Consider the following 20,542-nt stretch of genomic DNA (forward strand, 5'->3'; position numbering starts at 1 on the left):
TTGCTCATCACCATGTCCAATCAGATACCGTGAATTAATGGCCAGCCTGCGTAAAACAGTATGAATAGGGTAATTTGGCTTTCCTGCTCCGGCGTGGATGCTTAAAGCAGGGGCAGTCATTATTAGGACCGAGGAGGAGCTTGTTTTAAAAAGCCGCTGGGTAATTCCTGAAAGGCTTGTACAAGCTGGGTATCCATTTAAATTTAGAGATTTGAAAAGGGGCCTAACAGAGATAATAGGCTGATATGCTTGATTTTTCGTTAAGTATTATTTAAAGAGATCAAATAATGTAAGGATACGATTCTTGAGATAAAGTAAAGAAAATATCGACTCCATTTAAAATCTTGATGCATCATTCAGCTCCTATAATGGCAAATTAGTCTTTGATATCCAATGTTTTTTCGTAGTAATATTTATAAATTTCAAGTCTTTTGCTGGCTTGCTGAGTTCTTTCGTGATAGTATCCATATTCAAAGACGTTCTCGGTCACACTTTCTTTCAATATTTTTATGCAATCTTTCAGTTCTTGGGAAGACATCATACGTATTAATGACAACCAAACCACTCCATAAATAGATAATAGTTTAATGATTATAGGTTAATAATACTAATATAAATAATAAATGTAAAATTTTGTGTTCATTTACTCTACATAAAATCCGTTTTGTAAAAGTAAAATTGATAATAGCACTTTTTGTATTAATTTAAAGTAATAGATGTTCGGATTATATAGAATACATAATCCTTCTTGAAACCAAGGATTTATTTTATTCATTTTGGAAGTCATCTCCATTGCTTTTAAACGAATAGAGGAGTAATATACTTTATACAAGCTACATTGTACGTGATGCATAATTTAAGTTTTAACCTTTAAGCTGTAATAGGGAGTTTTAATATAAAGGCGGGAATGACAGGCCTCTGTCTATATGACTTGGAGGACATGCAGGAACGCTTTTGCGAACACCCACTTGGAGAAGTGGTGGTTTAAAACTTTCTTATATGTAACGGCAACAGTGGCTTAAAAACCAATTCCAACTGGGATTGGTTTTTTTATATGCAAAATTATCATAATAGCCAGAATAAATTAATTCAGTTATGGGTTTGTTTTTATTTATTACTATATTTATATAATTTATAATGCTATTAAATAATTATTTTGTTTATTATTTTTCGAATATTTATTATATTAATATTATATAGAAGAGATGAAGCTGAAAACGCCGTTCTGATTAATGGAGGATGTTATATGAGTTATAGGGTATTTATTTTAGCTATTATATTTTCTTTACTGAACTTTTGCCTACCTACTTTAACAAAACAGACAGTCATCGCTGGTGCTGTTAATTTAGAAAATGAATCTACTGTACTCGTATATCAGAACGACACTCATAAGAGTACAACTGATGAAATAATGGCTGATTCAAAAGTAAATGAATCCCTTTATGAGACTTCAAAATATCAGGATTCAGCTGTACAATTAGCTAATTCCATTGTTTCCAAAGAAATAATGGGTCGAATAGTACCAAGTGAATGTATAACAGGTAAAGGTATGTTTGTGGAAGGAAAACCACAGACAGGTTCTCATTTCATAAAAACCTTGTTTGTTCCTGGGATTCTCGTTATATTAGCTGGCATAATTTGCCTGAAAAAACGTGCATGAGATGAATCTAAGGCTTCTATCTATTTTACTAAAAAGATGTTGCCTGCCGGTAAATCCATTAAAGTAGAAACAGGCCTTGGTGATGGCTGTGACAAATATGACAGAATGTTAGTTTATCTATATGTGGATGGGAAAGTGTTTAATGAAACACTTTTGGAAAAAGGATTAGCACGTGTAGCCTATGTATATTAACCCAATACAAAGTAGTGGATCGTTTCTATGAAATTCAGAAAAAAGCCCAAGCTCTTGATATTGGCATATGGTCGGTAGAGAATTATGCCACGGATAAAGGATTCAATCCGGAAGCCTATAAAAACAACATCTTCCTGTACTATAAAAGGGAATATTAATAGGATCATTAAGAATCTATCATATACCTGGTCAGCAAAATTATGATCTTACAAAAGCAGAAGAAATGTTTTGTACGGAGAAAGAAGCAAAGGAAGCCGGTTTTATTATAAAGGCGAAACAATGACTGAATAAAATATATATTGAATAGGTCCTAAAAAATACTTGAGCCAATTTTTTCTAAATAAAAACAACTCCTAATTTAAGAAATTAGGAGTTGTTTTTATAAATGATATTCTACCTACTTGGTAATAAAAAGGGCACTGCCGATTCTTCTTGCACTTTCTCCTAGTTTATTCTTTAGTGTACCTCCAATATAAAAGGTACTGGATCCTCCCCCATCAAAGTTCACGGCTTCAACGGCTCCCAATTTTAACATAACTTCAGCACTTTGACTGGCTGTTAACCCACTGCTTCCTTTGATTCGCCCATCTGTCACTGCCATAATAAATCTTCCATCTTTGGTTTGACCAAACAAAGTTCGAGGATTTCGACTTTTGCTAAGTGCAAAATATTCGCTATGTGCCAGATTTTTTTTGCCGTTTTGTACTAAAGAGTATGAACTGCCAACAGCAAAATAATCATTTTTTTTCATATTCTCTAATTCTTGAAGAGTGTTCCCTCCTAAGGTGCTATTTGTGGTACCTAAACTACGAATATCTATTTTTCCAGTCTTCTTATATTCCATAATTATGTACTTGGATTTATGATTGTTTGTTACTTGACCATTTACCATGTATAAACCGCCATGTTCCATTTTTGAATCAAAGAAGCCCATGTTGGTCTTGGCTAATTCATTAGGGACTTTAAGGGACGATAATGTTTCTAGAACATTGGCTTTCCCTTTGGAAACTGTTAAATGAGCATTTAGATTGCTTGTATAAACATGGACATTTGTATCATAGTATCGAACATATTTATAATTAGATATTTTAACGTTGGCAGTAGGCTTCTTCAAATAAGAAGAGCTTACAAAGCCAGTCTTATTACTATACTTTACTTTATACCAAGAACCGGACTTAGAGAGGTAGGTTACGTTTTTCCCTTTAGGAATCATGATGACTACTTTATGCTTGGTAGATGCGCCGGTCCTTAAATTAACATTGGCCGTAGTTTGATACGTCACAGTAGGTGTGACTATAGTGGTTGGTTTTTTCAAATAGGAAGAGCTTACAAAGCCAGTCTTATTGTTATACTTTACTTTATACCAAGAGCCGGATTTAGAGAGATAGGTTACGTTTTTCCCTTTAGGAATCATGATGACTACTTTATGCTTGGTAGAGGCGCCGGTCCTTAAATTAACATTGGCCGTCGTTTGATACGTCACAGTAGGTGTGGCTGCAGTTGTTGGCTTTTTCAAATAGGATGAGCTTACAAAGCCAGTCTTATTGTTATACTTTACTTTATACCAAGAGCCGGATTTAGAGAGATAGGTTACGTTTTTCCCTTTAGGAATCATGATGACTACTTTATGCTTGGTGGAGGCACCAGATCTTAAATTAAGGCTGGCCGTCGTTTGATAGATTGTTGAAGACAAAACTGTTGCAGATGGAATAGCTGTCTTTGAAACCGTGGCTTTTTTTACAAAGGTTGAGCTTATAAAGCCAATTTTTCCATTATAGTTTACTTTGTACCAAGTACCGGATTTCGTTATGTAATTAACTAGTTTCCCTTTAGGAATCGTTATGATTATATGGTGCTTGGTGGATGGTCCTTTGCGTAAGTTAACATTGTCAGTGGTTTTGTACTGGATAGCTGCAGCATCTACTTTCGCATATAAATCTGGTGTACTAAATACAATTAAAGCAAATACAATGAAAATAAATAAGAACTTTTGTGTTATTGAAACTTTCATGATAGATATCCCCTCAAAAATATATTTTCTCTTTTTTTAACCATTAGTGATGCGCTATAAATATATAGTGAACAATACTCATTAAAACTTATGTTTATAGTGGTCATCACTTTATATCGGTATATCTATATATTTTTTTAGTATAAAGATGATAAATTAATTAGATTCAGAACTTGAGGAATATCAATAAAGAGGGTATCCATTAAATGAAGATTGATATTTGTAGGTTTGCGCGTAGATGGGGTAGTTTAGGAAATGTGCATAAAGGTGTAATAAAGAGGATATTTCGAAGATGCGGTGAATAATTGAAAGTGATTTAAAAAGAAAGAGAAACCTCGCTATCTGAGGTTTCTCTTTCTTATGCCTAAATTTCTTGTTGCTTGGGACAGAATATAAAAATACTTCTCAAAAATAATTAGCTTATGAAGAGTTAATCCGTATTTATATTACATTTTCGGTCCATTCATTTTCTTTATGTTGGTTCTTTTTATCAGGAACAATTCGATCCGTAAGAGCAGATATAGCGCCATCACCTGTTACATTGCAAGCAGTTCCGAAGCTATCCTGAGCAAGATATAACGCAATCATGAGGGATAGCATATTATCAGAGAAACCGAGCATGGATTCCAATAAACCGAGAGCGGCCATAACAGCTCCTCCCGGTACGCCCGGTGCAGCAATCATTGTAACACCAAGCATTAAAATAAAAGGTAGCATTTGCGTGAAGTTGGCATCTGTTCCCTGTAATAACATAACTGCCATGGCACAGCTGACTAATGTAATCGTACTTCCTGATAAATGAATAGTGGCTAATAACGGAACGGTAAATTCCGCAACTTTATTTTTTACACCCATTTTTTTGGTACGTTCCACCGTAACAGGAATAGTAGATGCAGAAGATTGTGTTCCCAATGCCGTAAAATACGCTGGTAACATTGTCTTTAGCATACTAAACGGGTTTTTCTTAAAAGCCGTACCTGCTACTGTATATTGAAGAGTTAACATAACCAAATGCAAGGCAATAATCATCACAAATACTTTTGCAAATACACTGATGATTGATGCAATTTGACCGCCCTGAGTCATGTTGGCGAATATACCGAAAATATGAAAAGGCAAAAGTGGAATGATGATGGAATTGATAACCTTAACAACAATCTCTTTAAATTCATCCATCACATTCAGAAGAACTTCCCCTTTGATTGATGCCATACCCAAACCAATTGTAAAGGCCACAAGCAAGGCTGTCATAACACCCATGACAGGAGGCATTTCAATAGTAAAGTAGGCAGATACCAAAGCTTCTTCTGGATTTGAAAAGGTTTGAGCTGCCTGATTCTTCAGTATAACTGGATATAATGTTTTAGCTGCGATAAAGGCTAGTAAACCAGCCAGTATAGTGGAAACATAAGCTAAACCGGTTGTGATACCGAGCATTTTACCGGCACCTTTACCCATCACACCAATCCCTGAAGCAATAAATCCAATAATGATAAATGGGATAATAAATTCTAAAAAGCTGCTAAATAGTCCATTGAATGTGGCAAATATACGAACCAACCATACAGGTCCAATCAACCCAATCACAATTCCGAGGGTAATCGCTACTATAATCTTTGGTAAAATACCGAATCGTTTCATGTTGTCCTCCTTGAAAATACATTTGTTCTTTATATGTGGATTATACAGAAAAATGAATAAGAAAGTAACCAAATTGCTTGAAAAGGATAAAAATAATGTTTTTGGTTGGTATTTGGAGAGAAATCTTTCGAGTTGGGGAACATACGTGTTGATTTCAATAAGAAAGAGGTAAAAAGTATACAAAGACAAAGACAGTTTTTTCTTATATTGAAAATCTAAGTAATACATTATAGTGGCTAATTTAGTCTTTAAAGGTATAAAAAGTTAAAATTAACTATTGCCAATCTTTTCATTAGCTGATAATATTAGGGCATTGTTATTTTTGGAAAGCAAATATTCACACAGTAAGAGTCTTTCCAAGCAGATAAAATTGACCACTTGCCCACGGGAAGTTAAGGCCATACGGACAGCCGGGTCAAATGCCGACTGGCAACAATAGTTGCCCTATTGATTGAGTTAGAAGCTCAAATTTTATAAGTTGGTTACTTTATAACCAGTGCGACATAAATCGTGCAAAACTTGTGAAACGGTCAATAAGAGTGGTAAAAGTATTTATTTGCTATATAGACTCTGATCTCCTATTTAGGTATGTTGAATATTAAAAAGCTTTTCAGACATAAAATGCTGTGGATTTTATGTATAACAATATGTCTGTGTTTACATATGCTTTTTAATAGGATAATACTATCTACAAGCAAGTGATGTGCTAATTTTTGCGCGAACACTTGCTTTTTTGTTGTCTTTTAACATCTATAAATTTACAAATAAATAAAATTTTGTCAATTAATTAGTGTCTATGCCAGGCTGCAAGCACAAAGGAAAGAATTTTCAGCGAGAGGATGTTTTGTGATGATTGAACGAGAAAAGTCGTATCGTCTTTCACAAGGGCGGGCGCCTATTTATGAGGCGTTGGAAGAATTCAAGAAAAAACGGATCGTTCCTTTTGATGTACCCGGGCATAAACGAGGCAGAGGCAATCCTGAATTAACAGCTTTTTTGGGTGAACAAGCAGTCAGTGTGGATGTGAATTCTATGAAGCCTCTCGATAATCTCTGTCACCCGGTATCCGTGATTAAAGAAGCAGAAGAATTGGCAGCCGAAGCATTCGGTGCAGCCCATGCGTTTTTTATGGTAAATGGAACGACATCAGCTGTACAGGGAATGGTTCTGACAGCTTGTAAAGCGGGAGATAAAATAATTCTTCCCAGAAATGTTCATCGCAGTGTTATTAATGCGCTTGTCCTATGCGGAGCTGAACCGGTCTATGTAAATCCTGAAATGAACAAGGAACTCGGTATTGCGCTTGGCATGTCTATTACACAGGTAGAAAAGGCAATCAAGGAAAATCCCGATGCTAAAGCTATTTTAGTCAACAATCCAACTTATTATGGCATTTGTTCTGATTTGAGAGGGATTGTAAAGTTGGCTCATCACTATAAAATGTTGGTTCTTGTGGATGAAGCGCATGGAGCTCATTTGTATTTTGGAAATGATTTACCTGTCAGTGCCATGGCTGCCGGCGCAGATATGGCTTCAGTCAGCATGCATAAATCAGGAGGTAGTCTGACGCAAAGCTCCTTTATGTTGATGGGCACATCTATCAATGCTGGTTATGCAAGGCAAATTGTCAATTTAACACAGACGACCAGTGGCTCCTATTTACTATTATCGAGTCTGGATCTATCCCGAAGAAACCTCGCATTAAATGGTGAAGCTATTTTCAAAGATGTGATAAACCTTGCAGAATACGTTCGCAAAGAAATCAATCAAATTGGTGACTATTATGCCTTTTCAAGAGAATTGATTAACGGTGACAGTATATATGACTTCGATGTAACAAAGCTCTCCGTACACACACTGGATATCGGGCTTGCTGGAATTGAGGTTTATGATTTGTTGCGTGATGAGTATGATATCCAAATAGAATTTGGAGATATAGGCAATATTTTAGCCTATGTATCTGTGGGTGATAGGAAACGAGATGTCGAACGTTTGATTAGTGCCTTATCAGAGATTCGCCGTCGTTATTCAAAGGATCAATCAGGCTTAATTACTCAAGAGTATATTGATCCGGAGGTTGTGACTACACCACAAGAAGCATTCTATGCGGATAAAGAATCATTGGCTCTGCGTGATACAAAGGGGCGGGTATGCAGTGAGTTTGTGATGTGCTATCCTCCAGGAATTCCAATTCTCGCACCAGGTGAGAGAATCACGGAAGAAATCATTGATTATATTGAATATGCCAAAGCGAAAGGTTGTTCCATGACTGGACCGGAAGACCTCGCAATTGAACGTCTGAATGTACTGAAAGGAGTGTGACAGCATGGAATTATGGTTTCATGAACGAAGCACAGCCGATGTGAAGCTATCTATCAAGGTAGATAAGCATTTGTATAATGAACAGAGTGAATTTCAACGGATTGATATTTTCGAATCTAAAGAATTTGGTCGATTTCTGACCCTTGATGGATTTATGATGCTGACTGAAAAAGATGAGTTTATTTATCATGAGATGATAACACATGTACCTATGGCTGTTCATCCCAACCCTCGTAAAGTGTTAGTCATTGGCGCCGGAGATGGCGGGGTTGTGCGCGAGCTAACCCGTTATCAACAGATTGAACGTATTGATATGGTCGAAATTGACGAAAAGGTGATTGAAGCGTGCAAAAAATATTTACCGCTAACAGCGTCTAAGCTTGATGACCCACGTGTTCATATTCACCATGAGGATGGATTAAAATTTGTCCGCTCCTGTGAAAATCAATATGATCTGATTATTGTAGATTCCACTGACCCATTCGGACCAGGTGAAGGTTTATTCACAAAAGAGTTTTACGGAAATTGTTATAAAGCCTTGCATGAAGATGGAATTATGGTCAATCAGCATGAGAGTCCATTTTATGCAGAAGACAGGGCAGCCATGCAAAGGGCACACAAACGCATTATCGACTGTTTTCCAATTAGCCGGGTATACCAGGCGCATATACCATCCTATCCATCCGGACACTGGTTATTTGGATTTGCATCCAAAAAATATCAACCACTTGCAGACTTAAATCAAGAGAGCTGGGAACAGTTAACTATCAAAACACGCTATTACAATCCAAATTTACATCGCGGAGCTTTCGCTTTGCCTACGTATGTGGAAGAATTGCTAAGAAGTGTAGAGGATGTATCAAAATAATTTTTCGTTTTCAATGAGGAAACAATATTTTACTAGATAAATAAACAATAGATTGGGGATAAGAAAATGGGAAAAGCGCTTATTATTGGTTGTGGCGGAGTAGCCTCTGTAGCGATAAACAAATGTGTACAAAACAGCGAGGTGTTTGAAGAGATTTGTATTGCAAGCCGCACAAAATCAAAATGCGATGATTTAAAAGCTAAGCTTGATGGCGGAAGAACTAAAATTACAACTGCACAGGTTGATGCCAATAATGTAGATGAACTAATCGCGCTAATTGAAGAAGTGAAACCAGACATCGTGATGAACTTGGCATTACCTTATCAAGATTTAACAATCATGGATGCGTGTCTCGCTACTAAAACAAATTATATGGATACAGCAAACTATGAACCTGAAGATACAGCGAAATTTGAATATAAATGGCAATGGGATTACCGTGAGCGCTTTGAAGAGGCGGGAATTACTGCCCTATTAGGCAGTGGATTTGATCCGGGAGTTACAGGCGTATTTTCTGCTCATGCCCTAAAACATCATTTTGATGAAATTGAGTACATTGATATTTTGGACTGTAATGCTGGAGACCATGGATATCCATTTGCGACAAACTTTAATCCGGAAATTAATATCCGGGAAGTAACAGCAAACGGGTCTTATTGGGAAGACGGCCGATGGGTAGAAACGGAACCGATGGAAATTAAACGTACATATAATTTTCCTGAAATAGGTGAAAAAGATATGTACCTATTGCACCATGAGGAAATTGAATCCCTTGCTTTGAATATTCCTGGCGTTAAACGAATCCGTTTCTTCATGACATTTGGCCAAAGTTATCTGACTCATTTAAAATGTCTTGAAAATGTAGGGATGACATCTATTGAACCAATCGAATTTGAGGGTAAACAAATCATTCCCCTTCAGTTTTTGAAAGCAGTTCTTCCGGATCCGTCATCACTTGGTCCGCGTACAAAAGGAAAAACAAATATCGGCTGTATTTTTCACGGTAAAAAAGACGGAAAAGATAAAACTTACTATGTGTACAATGTTTGCGATCATGAAGCATGTTATAAGGAAGTGGGATCACAGGCAGTTGCATATACAACGGGGGTTCCAGCAATGATTGGTGCCATGATGATTATGAATGGAACATGGAATAAACCGGGCGTCTTCAATATCGAGGAGTTTGATCCAGATCCATTCATGGAGGCATTGAATAAATGGGGACTTCCTTGGAAAGAAAGCTTTAATCCGGAGTTAGTAGACTGAGATGAAATTTGAACAATTACCAACACCTTGTTATGTGGTAGATGAAAGTCTACTGGAAAAAAACCTTAAAATACTAAAGGGCGTTATGGACCGGTGCGGATGTAAAATAATCCTGGCACAAAAAGCATTCTCCATGCATGCAATGTATCCGTTGATTGGCCAGTATTTAAGTGGGACGGCAGCAAGCGGTTTGTATGAGGCCAAGCTTGGCTATGAGGAAATGGGGAAGGAAAACCATGTGTTTTCCCCAGCCTACCGTGAAGATGAGATAGATGAAATTATCACAATATGTGACCATATTATCTTCAATTCCTTTTCACAGCTTGAGAGATTTGGAGAAAAGGTGCGTCAGGCAGGTAAAAGCATAGGTCTTCGTATTAATCCGGAATGTTCAACACAAGTGGGACATGAAATTTACGATCCTTGTACGAGAGGATCAAGATTTGGTGTGACTGCTGAGGAATTTCAGTCTGATTTGCTTGATGGTGTATCGGGATTACATTTTCATACACTTTGTGAGCAGGATTCAGATGCATTGGCACAAACGTTGGATGCGATTGAAGAAAAGTTTGGCGAATGGCTACCTCAAATGAAATGGATTAATTTTGGCGGAGGCCATCATATTACGAAAGAAGGATATAATATTGCCTTGCTTGAGGAATGTATTACGCGAATGCAAATGAAATATGGTTTGGAGGTTTATCTGGAGCCGGGCGAAGCCATAGCTCTTAATGCTGGATATTTGGTGACAACTGTCCTTGATACATTAAAGAATGATTTGGAGATTGCCATCCTGGATACTTCTGCTTCCTGCCATATGCCGGATGTTCTCGAAATGCCTTATCGTCCGCCGCTTCTCGGCAGTGGCGAAGCAGGTGAAAAGGCATATACCTATAGATTAGGCGGCCCAACCTGCCTAACTGGGGACGTTATTGGAGATTATTCATTTGATCAGCCGTTAAAAAGTAATGACAGATTGGTTTTTGGAGACATGGCGATTTATTCTATGGTGAAGAACAATACCTTTAACGGTATGGCTTTGCCAACAATTGCGGTGCAGGGCCAAGACGGTGAGTGCCGTATCCTTCACAAATTTAATTATATGGATTTTAAGTATAGATTATCTTAAAGGAAAAGCCAGATACTAATGGGAATCTGGCTTTTTACTATAGGAAGGCTTATATAATAGAAGAAACTCGCTTATATTTTATTTTAACAGTCTGATTAAAGGGTATAATCGACGATTTTGCATGTGTTTTTTTTGCTTTTGTAGAATTACTTTTGAAAGGTTTACATTTAAAAACTAGAAAGGAAGTCATGGTAGATTTTACAACAAAAAGGGTATTGGAAAAAAGAACATAATTGTGAGGCTGTTTATCATCAAAGGAGGATATGTTATGTTGAAAAGATTCACTCTCTTATCTTTAATGACTGCTTTTTTCCTCGTATTGGGTGCTTGCTCTCAATACGATGAGAAAGAGCAAAGTCAAGAGAATAATAAGGAACTAAATAATGAAACCCAACCACCACAAGATGAAGAAATGGATGATCATGCCGGTATGGATCATTCAGGTTCAGATGAGGTTCCAGAGGGCTTAAAAGTTGCTGAAAATCCGGCTTATAATATTGGCAGCAAAGTCATTCTTAGAGATGGACATATGGAAGGCATGATAGGTGCAGAAGCTACCATAATTGGAGCCTATGATACTACTGCCTATAGTGTTTCATATACTCCGGCTACTGGTGGAGAAAGAGTAGAAAATCATAAATGGATTATTCATGAAGAACTCAAAGCTAGTGGAGCAGATTCCTTAAAGCCTGGTACAAAAACAGTAACTACTGCCTCTCATATGGATGGTATGAAAGGTACCACTGTAGAAATTGAGTCAGCTAAACCAACTACTGTATATATGATAGACTACAAGCCAACAACAGGCGGAGAAAAAGTAACCAATCATAAATGGGTCACTGAAGATGAATTGGAGTCAATTGATTAACTTCATCAAGTTTTAATACTTTAAGAGGCACCTCTATATAGAAGGTGCCTCTTAAAAATTAGGGTTGCTCTAAGTTGTTTAATTGATTATTTAAATAACCAGCACGTTTATAGCTTTATTTTAGTCTTTTCATTGGTAAGCAAAATGTAAATGTACTGCCTTTGTTTACTTTACTGGATACATCGATGGTTCCGCCGTGTAAGTCCACAATCCATTTTACAATGGATAAACCAAGTCCTGTATTGCCATTGGCTGTTGAAGTTCTCGATGGATCTACACGATAAAAACGATCCCATATTTTATCGATATGCTCTGGGTTAATGCCAATCCCATTATCCGATATTTCACCAATAACGTGGCCATCCTTCTGATATAATTTAATCTTTACATATCCTTCTGGTTTACCATAGGCAATGGCATTCGTGATTAGGTTCATAAGCAATCTCATGAGTAATGTCTGATCAGCCTCGATGAAAAGATTTTCCTCTAGCTCCGTACGTATATCAATTCCTGCTTGTTCTGCCGTATAGGTTAATTCTTCTGCTACCATTTCTGTCAGCTCGCTTATATTAATCTGTTCAAAAACAAAATGATCCATGTTCTTTTGATCGACCCTTGCCAGCAAAAGAAGCTGTGAGATAAGAGAAGACATTTTTTTAGATTGTTTTAAAATGACCTCTAAGGATTCTTTTACTTCTTTCGATTCATCAAGTTGAGACAAGGCATATTCAGCTTGCGAGATGATGACTGAGGTAGGTGTCCTTAATTCATGAGAGGCATCCGATGTAAATTGTTTTTCATTCTCAAAGGCAGATTGCAGTCTATCGAACATTCGATCAAAGGTCTGTGCCAAAGCATGAATTTCATCATTTGATCCCTTTAGGTTAATTCGTTTTGATAAATCTTGTCCATCATTGATTTCGCTGACTGTGTCAATCATTTGTTGCACGGGGCGAAATGCCCTTTTCGTAATATAATACCCACCCAAAGCCGCTACAATAATAAGGAATGGGAAAGCAACCAGCGTCACAAGTAAAATGGTGTTCATGGCTGACGATAATTGGTCTAATTGATAAACGCCACGAATCCATAGTTCATCATCGAATTTTTTATACGGATGATCATATAAAAGCCATTCCTGTCCATTCTGGTTAATCGTTTGAAAACTATCCTTACTTATTGGTGTATTTCCATCAAATCCGGCTGGAAGATTGCCTTCCAGTAGAACGCCGTCTTTATCATAAATTAAAAGAGTGACTCCATCATCAAAATACTCAAAATCATTATCTATCTCTAACTGACCGTTTTCATATTCTATATCTTTAAAGCCTTCTTTTACAGATTCCTCAAGTTGATCCTGGATGTTTAACAATAGAATTTTATCTGAGGAGGCTAAAATAATACTCAATACCAATGCCATAATGATCACTATCAGGCCTGTATACCAAAGAGTGATTTTCATTTTGATAGATAGTTTTCTCATGATTCTTCCCTCAGTACGTATCCAGATCCTCTTATGGTATGGATAAGCTTAACCTCAAAATCATTATCTATTTTCTTTCTTAAATAACGAATATAAACATCAACGATATTCGAACCGCCTTCATAATCATAATTCCAAACATGTTGTTCAATATTTTCCCGAGACAATACGATATCTTTATTGCGAATCATATATTCCAATATCGCAAACTCCTTACTGGAAAGGTCAATATTCTTATCCTGCCGTGTGACCTTATGCGTATTGCAGTCCACTGTTAAATCGCCTATTTCATAAACGTTGGATGTGTTGCCTGATTGCCGGCGCATTAACACCCGTATCCTGGCCAGTAATTCATCGAAGGCAAATGGCTTGATTAAATAATCGTCTGCACCTAAATCCAGTCCTTTTACTCGATCTTCAATTGTATCCTTTGCGGTTAACAATAAAACAGGAGTACGATTTCCTTCAGCTCTTATATGCTGCAAAACTTCCAGCCCATTTACTTCTGGAATCATAATATCCAATACAATCAAATCATAAGAAGCCATGGAAATAAAATCGAGTGCATCAGCCCCATTTCCACATGCGTCCACACTGTAATTTTCCACTTTCAATCGGTTTGCGAGAACGTTTTGTAAATCTTTTTCATCTTCGACTATGAGAATCCGCATGTTTATTCTCCTTTTCTTCCTATTATATATATCTTACTATAATGCATTTTTATTAAAAAAAAATGAGAACTCATTTCTCCTTTATTAATGTTCCTTTAATGTTTACCCATTATGATGAAGTCAAGGTTAAGGAAAAGAATAAAAGACAGGAGGAGAGTCGAGCTAATTAATGTAATGATAATTGGTGCCGATTCTGGTCAAATGGTCTCAGGATGTTCGTAAAGTTAAAAACAATTTAATGACCAATTAGACCAGTTTGAAGATTTATTGAAAAAGGAAAATATATATAAACGATAAAAAGGAGAGATAGAAATGTTAACAAAATACAAAAACAGGTTAGTAGAAAATAAAAAGAAAATAATAGGCGGCTTTATTGCAATTATTGTTCTTGGATTAGTAGTTGTTGGCGGTTATGTTGGTATGGGTTATTACTATGCGAATAAGAATGACAATTACACAGAAGCACAGATTAAAGAAATTGCTTTGGAGCAAATTGAAGGAGAAGTAATCAGCGTTCAAAAAGAATTCAATCTGGAAGATGATCGTATTTCCCGTTCTGAATACGAATACGATGTAGAAATTAAAACGCCAGAAAACCTTTTGAAAACAATTACAGTAAAAGGTAGAACAGGTACAATTGAAATAGATGATGATCTTGACGATGACGATATTGCGCGTTCCGAATATGATGTTAAAAAATAAACTCCGAAAAATTTCTTAAGTACAACCAACGTTAAGATGAAGAACTTGTACAATTGAATTAGTTGGATTTAGATAGCTGGAGACTCTTGAAAAGAATTATCTTTTTAGGGGTCTCTTATTTGTTGAAACGAATGAGTAAAATTATTAATATTTAGCATATTTTATGAATCTATTCAAGCTCTTAAAGAAGGCGTAGATAGTTATTAGGGATATATTGATAACTTTATAGAATCATAAAAAAAGCTAACGCCAACTAGAATCACAAAGGATTAAGGGTATTAGCTTTATTTGCTTTCATCATGTGGGGGTTGTTTCTATGATTCTTCTATTTATTGTGTTTTTTTCAAGAAGAATGAAAGAACGACATTTATGATAGCTAAGATCAAACTAATCTTAAATACAAATGCTGAACCTGTAGCAGCCGCAGTAGATAAATCATTAGCCGCACCGGACAAATAATCAGCTTGTTTCATAGAGAAGAGTGAAACCATTACGGCGATACCAATTGCCCCGGCTACTTGCTGAGATGTTTGCGTAATCGCAATTCCATCTGGATAGTATTGTCTAGGTAAAGCATTTAGTGTATTCGTTTGAACGGAAGCCAAAACCATACCAACACCAAGCATCATGATGATGTGTGTCAGAACCATGATCCAAAGGGCTGTATCTGTTCCGTAGATGGCGTATAGACTATATCCTATAACAACTAGGATTGTACCAGGAGTGATAACAGCACGAGGTCCATATTTATCGAATAATTTACCAATCACGGGAGCCAAAATACAGTTAATCAAACTACCTGGCAGTAATATTAGACCTGTAACAAACGCTGAAACGATAAGTGCCATTTGCATATACATCGGTAAAACAACAAGCATAGAAAGCATGTTCAGGAAAGTGATAATATTCATCGCCAGACCTAATACGAACATAGGATATTTAAATGCTTTTAAGTTTAACATTGGGTGTTCCATCTTAGTTTGACGGATACAGAATAATAGCAAGGCAATTAAGCCGACAATGATGCTTCCTAATACGGTTGAACTTGTCCATCCAAGATCTCCGCCTACGCTCACACCGTATACAACACCGCCGAAACCAATTGTTGATAATATTACGGATAAAATATCAATCGATACGTTCCTAATTTCATTGACATTCGGAATAAACTTATAGCCAAAGATTAATGAAAATAATAAGAAGGGAATCGTAAACCAAAAAATCCAAGGCCAAGATAATGTATCTAAAATCATGCCAGCTAGCGTTGGACCAAAAGCTGGGCCTGCTAAAATAACTAATCCCATTGTTCCCATGGCAGCCCCGCGTTTATTAGGCGGGAAAATTGTAAAAATAACGCTTTGTGTTAAAGGTAGAATGATAGCTAACCCAGCTGCTTGAATGATACGCGCTGTTAGGAGCACACTAAATGTCGGTGCCAATGCAGCTAAAACTGTTCCGATAAGGGAGAAGAATAAAGATGCCATGAACATTTGGCGTGTTGTAAATTTTTGCATCAAGATACCTGTTACTGGTACTAAAATACCAAGTGTTAAAAAGTAGCCCGTTGCTAACCACTGAATTGTTGTAGGATCCACATTAAAAATTTGGCTTAATTCACCTAATGCTATATTTAAAGCTGTTTCACTAAAAAGTCCGACAAAGCCTGCTACCAGAAGGGCAGCCATAATTGGTCCCGTTTTGATTTGTTTATTCACTTGTTCTAACTCCTCTAAAAATAATTTATTTAAAACATTTGAGATTGCTCTCGGATAGGGACTCATTTGTAAATATACATCCCCTTCATTGGAAGCCTCATCACTAAAAAACAGAATATTCAGAAAAAGGATTTGACAATAACTTTTAATTATAAAGTTCTCTCAATTTAAAACAGACTTTACAAACATTCATACTGAACCATATTAAGGTGCCTTTTCACTCAGCTTTGCTATATGAAAGCAGGTCCTGATCTTCGCTGTTTCTTAAGTCATTGTTTCGTTTTTTTAATTATTCCACTCGGGCATTAATTATATAAATTAGAGATAAATCCAGTATTCTCAAGTAGAGATCTTACTTCTTTCTATTTAGAAATGGTGAGAGGACGAAACATTTGCACATCTTTTTGATTGTTTCGTTGGATCCAACACCTTTATATCCTTTTGGTGAAATAGCCCACCGCGATTGACATAATCAGCGATTTCGTATCTCTCCTGTTAGTACACCTCCACCATACCAACCAGTCAGTCTGTTTTCCACTATAACAAAATATTTCTTCTCGTGTAAGTAATTTGTACTTTCTATGACATTATTTTTTTATTAATAATCTTTTTATGGATTAGTAGTATTGTGCATGAAGGATAACAAAAAACCCTAATAGGTCAAGGATGAATCTATATATAAAACCTGTTTGTCATGTATACCCTTACATTTCGAGCAGGATAAACACAAACTAATTAGGGATAAGTATTATAACTTTTATATAATTGATAAAGTGATTTTTAATATTTCAAAATAATGATTTGTGAAGATTATTTTAAAGAGAAGTTTATAAAACTCTTTAAACTTTAATAAATATCCATCGATAGGCGATACCAAATCATTATCCTCTGAATACCTATTTCTCGTGCTTTTAGCAAGTTCGTCATTATTAAATAATCCTTCATGAAGTATGGTAAATTCAAAAAGAAGAAAATAAACCCAGCGTGTATTAGAACATGCTGGGTTTCTGTGTTTTCAAGTGGTCAACATAATCCTTTCTTATATAACAAGCAGTATAAATCCATACAAATATAAATTAGAAGTTTCTTTTCTAAGTTTAGTTGAACCTCTTTGGTAGCTTTGTAATCTAACCTTTTTGAATTCCTAAATTGTATTATAGATAATCATATTAATTGTAAAGATTACATATATATTGCTATAGGTCTCCTGATTAATTCAGTATGGCAATTAAGATTCGTTGACAGGGTATAGATCGTATGTTAAATTTATCTTTAATTAAAGATATTCGAATTAAAGATAAACAGTGTTTTTAATGAAATCTTGAATTTCAAGAAATAATATATTGGAGGAATAAATATGACAAAATGGATAGTAGATCAATCTCATTCATCAGTTGAATTTGCAGTTAAACATATGATGGTATCAAAAGTAAAAGGACAGTTTGACTCTTACGCAGCAAATGTTGAAGCAGCAGATTTAACAGATTTGACAACTGCTAAGATTGATTTTCAAGTAGATACAGCAAGTATTAACACGCATTTAGAGGATCGGGACACTCACTTAAAATCGGCTGAGTTTTTTGATGTAGATAAATTTCCTGCAATTGAATTTACATCTACAAGCATTACAAGAGATGGAGACGATTATAAAGTAAAAGGTGATTTAACGATAAAGGATATTACAAAGCCAGTAATATTTGATGTGGAATTTGGCGGTAAAGGAACGAATCCATGGGGAGTAGAAGTCTACGGTTTCGAAGCAGAAACAAAAATTAACCGTGAAGAATTTGGACTTACTTGGAACGCAGCACTTGAAACAGGTGGCGTATTAGTAGGAAAAGACATTAAAATTCAAGTAGAAATAGAAATTAACCCAGAAGTATAAGTTTTATAGCTTCCTCTTAAGGGAAAGAAATATACAGGATTATTTTCAAACGAGTGGAATCACTCGGCTTTTTATCTAATGTCTTGAATTCGAGATAAAAAGTTAAAAGAGGAGGAAGACAAAGATTGAATGAATTAAAGGGACTGCACCATGTAACGGCCATCACGAGCAGCGCAGAAAAAATATATGAATTCTTTACAGTTGTTTTGGGAATGCGGTTAGTGAAGAAAACGGTAAACCAGGATGATATTAAAACGTATCATTTATATTTCACAGATGATGTCGGCGCTCCCGGAACAGATATGACTTTCTTTGATTTCCCTGGTATTCCTAAAGGTTTTCATGGAACAAATGAAATTGCAAAAACCTCATTCCGTGTACCAAATAATGCGGCTTTGGATTATTGGGTAAAACGATTTGATAAATATGAAGTGCACCATACGGGGATAAAAGAGCAATTCGGTAAAAAAACATTGTCTTTTAGTGATTTTGATGATCAACAGTATCAACTCATATCAGATCAGAACAATGTGGGGGTTGCTTCCGGAACACCTTGGCAAGAGGGACCTGTTCCGTTGGAATATGCGATTACAGGGTTGGGGCCTATATTTGTGCGTACTTCCTATTTCGATTATTTTAAACAACTACTGGAAGAGGTTTTATTGTTCAGGGAAATAGACGACCATGAATCTTTTCATCTATTTGAAATGGGTGAAGGAGGGAATGGTGCACAGGTTATTGTTGAGCATAATACAACGCTTCCCGAGGGTCAACAAGGATTTGGCACGATTCACCATGTGGCATTCCGTGTGAAAGATCGCTCTGAGTTAGAAGATTGGCAAAGACGTTTACAAGAAAGTAAACTCCCCAACTCTGGTTATGTAGAACGTTACTATTTTGGTTCTCTCTATTCAAAAGTAGCTCCGCATATTTTATTTGAGCTTGCTACGGATGGTCCTGGTTTTATGGAAGATGAACCGTATGAAACTCTTGGAGAGAAATTATCCTTGCCACCGTTTTTGGAAGAAAAGCGTGATGATATTGAAAGCATAGTTCGTCCCATCGATACGGTTCGCAGTACAAGAAGAATCGAAAAAGAATACCTGTAATAGGTCCAAATAGCAATTAGCGTCACACAGAATTGGAAACATGCAGTCAACCAAAAAATGTTTTGACTGAAATGCAATGTTATGAATAGAATCCCTCTATTTTAGGGCTAATCGGTGAATATCGATTAGCCTTATTTTTGTTGAAAGATATAGTATTAATCTGCAAGCGAGGAATGTGCGTTCATCATTCTGAATCTATTACAATTTTTTTGTAACCTTTACAATTTTATTTGAATTTTACCTAATTTATGGTATGATATCCGTGTTGCCAAATAAGGCCAAATTTGATTATTTTTTATTTTTTTAGATATATTTGAAATCGCTTGCAAAAGAGAGGTGAGAGCATGGGGAAAAATCCGAATGCGCCGATTTTTAATATGGCGATTAGGACAGCTGATATGCTCGTTAAAATGTTTGGATCAAGATGTGAAGTAGCCGTACATGACTTTACTGACTTAAAGAAATCTCTCATCTATTTAGCTGGTAATGTTACAGGAAGAGAAATGGGCAGTCCAAGTACGGATTTGGTATTAAATGAACTGACAAAGTCTGAATCTGATATTGAGGATCTGCCAAACTATAAAACCAGATTGCCAAATGGGATTACCATGAAATCGTCAACCATTTTTTTACGGGATGAAGAAGAACAAGTAATTGGTGCACTTTGTATTAATTATGATATATCTATGATGATTCAATATGAAACAGAGATTCAGGATTTTATATCCTTTACCAAAACTGAAGAGAAATCCGAAACTTTTTATAATACAGTGCAGGAAGTTATCCAAGATATGGTCAATCAAGTATTAACTGGCTTTAATAAAGCGCCATCAATGCTGAGTCTTGAAGAAAAAATTGAATGTGTCCGTCTACTGCAGGAAAAAGGAGCATTCATGATTAAAGGTTCAACTGACTATTTAGCATCCGTTTTAGGAGTTTCGAAGTTTACAATCTATAATTATCTGCAAAAAATACGAACACAAATCGAGTACCAATTAGAATATCAGGTGAAATAAAGCA

General features: G+C 36.1%; 19 protein-coding genes and 1 other RNA gene. 14 read left to right on the forward strand and 6 right to left on the reverse strand.

Annotation, left to right across the window (positions count from 1 at the left end; translation table 11 throughout):
- Nucleotides 1-97: 97 nt before the first annotated feature.
- On the forward strand, nt 98-244 hold the full coding sequence (locus AC4G3L_RS08760; protein WP_491076575.1) for a DUF1731 domain-containing protein: 147 nt from the start codon (nt 98-100) through the stop codon (nt 242-244).
- 132 nt (nt 245-376) lie between these two features.
- On the opposite strand, the gene AC4G3L_RS08765 is transcribed toward AC4G3L_RS08760, so the two are convergent.
- Entirely contained in the window at nt 377-556 is a 180-nt protein-coding gene (locus AC4G3L_RS08765; RefSeq protein WP_491076576.1) for a hypothetical protein, read from the reverse strand.
- A 271-nt stretch (nt 557-827) separates the two neighbouring features.
- Between AC4G3L_RS08765 and ssrS the strand changes: the two genes are divergently transcribed.
- The 4 genes from ssrS (at nt 828) to AC4G3L_RS08785 (ending at nt 2,135) form a co-directional block, all read left to right on the forward strand.
- A non-coding RNA gene (gene ssrS / locus AC4G3L_RS08770) (6S RNA) lies at nt 828-1,024 on the forward strand.
- A 222-nt stretch (nt 1,025-1,246) separates the two neighbouring features.
- Nucleotides 1,247-1,660 carry a hypothetical protein gene (locus tag AC4G3L_RS08775; protein WP_491076577.1) on the forward strand — a complete coding sequence of 138 codons (414 nt, stop codon included), beginning with the start codon at nt 1,247-1,249 and terminating at the stop codon, nt 1,658-1,660.
- A gap of 18 nt (nt 1,661-1,678) precedes the next feature.
- On the forward strand, nt 1,679-1,852 hold the full coding sequence (locus AC4G3L_RS08780; protein WP_491077176.1) for a thermonuclease family protein: 174 nt from the start codon (nt 1,679-1,681) through the stop codon (nt 1,850-1,852).
- Between the two features lie 181 nt (nt 1,853-2,033).
- Nucleotides 2,034-2,135 (forward strand): sunset domain-containing protein, encoded by a 102-nt coding sequence (locus tag AC4G3L_RS08785; protein ID WP_491077177.1) that lies wholly within the window; start codon nt 2,034-2,036, stop codon nt 2,133-2,135.
- Between the two features lie 114 nt (nt 2,136-2,249).
- Here the strand turns inward: AC4G3L_RS08785 and AC4G3L_RS08790 are convergent, their stop codons facing one another.
- Nucleotides 2,250-3,863, reverse strand: a complete 1,614-nt coding sequence (locus AC4G3L_RS08790; RefSeq protein ID WP_491076578.1) for an SH3 domain-containing protein — start codon at nt 3,861-3,863, stop codon at nt 2,250-2,252.
- A 441-nt stretch (nt 3,864-4,304) separates the two neighbouring features.
- Complete coding sequence (locus AC4G3L_RS08795; protein WP_491076579.1) at nt 4,305-5,504, reverse strand: dicarboxylate/amino acid:cation symporter; 1,200 nt, start codon at nt 5,502-5,504, stop codon at nt 4,305-4,307.
- An 849-nt stretch (nt 5,505-6,353) separates the two neighbouring features.
- Between AC4G3L_RS08795 and AC4G3L_RS08800 the strand changes: the two genes are divergently transcribed.
- From AC4G3L_RS08800 to AC4G3L_RS08820, 5 genes are all read left to right on the forward strand, one after another.
- Nucleotides 6,354-7,826 carry an aminotransferase class I/II-fold pyridoxal phosphate-dependent enzyme gene (locus AC4G3L_RS08800; RefSeq protein ID WP_491076580.1) on the forward strand — a complete coding sequence of 491 codons (1,473 nt, stop codon included), beginning with the start codon at nt 6,354-6,356 and terminating at the stop codon, nt 7,824-7,826.
- A 4-nt stretch (nt 7,827-7,830) separates the two neighbouring features.
- The gene (gene speE / locus AC4G3L_RS08805; RefSeq protein WP_491076581.1) at nt 7,831-8,694 is read left to right on the forward strand and encodes a polyamine aminopropyltransferase; all 864 of its coding nucleotides are present in this window, start codon (nt 7,831-7,833) and stop codon (nt 8,692-8,694) included.
- A gap of 66 nt (nt 8,695-8,760) precedes the next feature.
- Entirely contained in the window at nt 8,761-9,960 is a 1,200-nt protein-coding gene (locus AC4G3L_RS08810; RefSeq protein WP_491076582.1) for a saccharopine dehydrogenase family protein, read from the forward strand.
- Nucleotide 9,961: 1 nt separating this feature from the next.
- On the forward strand, nt 9,962-11,089 hold the full coding sequence (gene nspC, locus AC4G3L_RS08815; RefSeq protein WP_491076583.1) for a carboxynorspermidine decarboxylase: 1,128 nt from the start codon (nt 9,962-9,964) through the stop codon (nt 11,087-11,089).
- A gap of 268 nt (nt 11,090-11,357) precedes the next feature.
- Nucleotides 11,358-11,957 carry a YdhK family protein gene (locus AC4G3L_RS08820; RefSeq protein ID WP_491076584.1) on the forward strand — a complete coding sequence of 200 codons (600 nt, stop codon included), beginning with the start codon at nt 11,358-11,360 and terminating at the stop codon, nt 11,955-11,957.
- Nucleotides 11,958-12,072: 115 nt separating this feature from the next.
- Here the strand turns inward: AC4G3L_RS08820 and AC4G3L_RS08825 are convergent, their stop codons facing one another.
- Both AC4G3L_RS08825 and AC4G3L_RS08830 read right to left on the reverse strand, forming a co-directional pair.
- Nucleotides 12,073-13,440 (reverse strand): ATP-binding protein, encoded by a 1,368-nt coding sequence (locus tag AC4G3L_RS08825; protein WP_491076585.1) that lies wholly within the window; start codon nt 13,438-13,440, stop codon nt 12,073-12,075.
- A complete protein-coding gene (locus tag AC4G3L_RS08830) occupies nt 13,437-14,111 on the reverse strand; it encodes a response regulator transcription factor (protein WP_491076586.1) in 675 nt (224 codons plus the stop codon). The genes AC4G3L_RS08825 and AC4G3L_RS08830 overlap by 4 nt, the downstream gene beginning before the upstream one ends.
- A gap of 312 nt (nt 14,112-14,423) precedes the next feature.
- Here AC4G3L_RS08830 and AC4G3L_RS08835 point away from each other — a divergent pair, with 312 nt between their 5' ends.
- Nucleotides 14,424-14,813 (forward strand): PepSY domain-containing protein, encoded by a 390-nt coding sequence (locus AC4G3L_RS08835; protein WP_491076587.1) that lies wholly within the window; start codon nt 14,424-14,426, stop codon nt 14,811-14,813.
- A 329-nt stretch (nt 14,814-15,142) separates the two neighbouring features.
- Here the strand turns inward: AC4G3L_RS08835 and AC4G3L_RS08840 are convergent, their stop codons facing one another.
- Entirely contained in the window at nt 15,143-16,594 is a 1,452-nt protein-coding gene (locus tag AC4G3L_RS08840) for a DHA2 family efflux MFS transporter permease subunit (protein ID WP_491076588.1), read from the reverse strand.
- A gap of 1,291 nt (nt 16,595-17,885) precedes the next feature.
- Between AC4G3L_RS08840 and AC4G3L_RS08845 the strand changes: the two genes are divergently transcribed.
- The 3 genes from AC4G3L_RS08845 to AC4G3L_RS08855 all read left to right on the forward strand — a co-directional run bounded on the left by AC4G3L_RS08845 (nt 17,886) and on the right by AC4G3L_RS08855 (nt 20,538).
- A complete protein-coding gene (locus AC4G3L_RS08845) occupies nt 17,886-18,413 on the forward strand; it encodes a YceI family protein (RefSeq protein WP_491076589.1) in 528 nt (175 codons plus the stop codon).
- Nucleotides 18,414-18,538: 125 nt separating this feature from the next.
- Complete coding sequence (locus AC4G3L_RS08850; protein WP_491076590.1) at nt 18,539-19,522, forward strand: ring-cleaving dioxygenase; 984 nt, start codon at nt 18,539-18,541, stop codon at nt 19,520-19,522.
- 344 nt (nt 19,523-19,866) lie between these two features.
- Entirely contained in the window at nt 19,867-20,538 is a 672-nt protein-coding gene (locus AC4G3L_RS08855; protein WP_491076591.1) for a helix-turn-helix transcriptional regulator, read from the forward strand.
- Nucleotides 20,539-20,542 lie beyond the last annotated feature (4 nt).

This window comes from Bacillus sp. z33 (genome assembly GCF_058313615.1).

Coding starts and splice junctions, on each gene's coding strand:
- AC4G3L_RS08760 (WP_491076575.1), top strand. CDS start 98: ATGCTTAAAGCAGGGGCAGTCATTATTAGGACCGAGGAGGAGCTTGTT.
- AC4G3L_RS08775 (WP_491076577.1), top strand. CDS start 1,247: ATGAGTTATAGGGTATTTATTTTAGCTATTATATTTTCTTTACTGAAC.
- AC4G3L_RS08790 (WP_491076578.1), bottom strand. CDS start 3,863: ATGAAAGTTTCAATAACACAAAAGTTCTTATTTATTTTCATTGTATTT.
- AC4G3L_RS08795 (WP_491076579.1), bottom strand. CDS start 5,504: ATGAAACGATTCGGTATTTTACCAAAGATTATAGTAGCGATTACCCTC.
- AC4G3L_RS08800 (WP_491076580.1), top strand. CDS start 6,354: ATGATTGAACGAGAAAAGTCGTATCGTCTTTCACAAGGGCGGGCGCCT.
- speE (WP_491076581.1), top strand. CDS start 7,831: ATGGAATTATGGTTTCATGAACGAAGCACAGCCGATGTGAAGCTATCT.
- AC4G3L_RS08810 (WP_491076582.1), top strand. CDS start 8,761: ATGGGAAAAGCGCTTATTATTGGTTGTGGCGGAGTAGCCTCTGTAGCG.
- nspC (WP_491076583.1), top strand. CDS start 9,962: ATGAAATTTGAACAATTACCAACACCTTGTTATGTGGTAGATGAAAGT.
- AC4G3L_RS08820 (WP_491076584.1), top strand. CDS start 11,358: ATGTTGAAAAGATTCACTCTCTTATCTTTAATGACTGCTTTTTTCCTC.
- AC4G3L_RS08825 (WP_491076585.1), bottom strand. CDS start 13,440: ATGAGAAAACTATCTATCAAAATGAAAATCACTCTTTGGTATACAGGC.
- AC4G3L_RS08830 (WP_491076586.1), bottom strand. CDS start 14,111: ATGCGGATTCTCATAGTCGAAGATGAAAAAGATTTACAAAACGTTCTC.
- AC4G3L_RS08835 (WP_491076587.1), top strand. CDS start 14,424: ATGTTAACAAAATACAAAAACAGGTTAGTAGAAAATAAAAAGAAAATA.
- AC4G3L_RS08840 (WP_491076588.1), bottom strand. CDS start 16,594: ATGAGTCCCTATCCGAGAGCAATCTCAAATGTTTTAAATAAATTATTT.
- AC4G3L_RS08845 (WP_491076589.1), top strand. CDS start 17,886: ATGACAAAATGGATAGTAGATCAATCTCATTCATCAGTTGAATTTGCA.
- AC4G3L_RS08855 (WP_491076591.1), top strand. CDS start 19,867: ATGGGGAAAAATCCGAATGCGCCGATTTTTAATATGGCGATTAGGACA.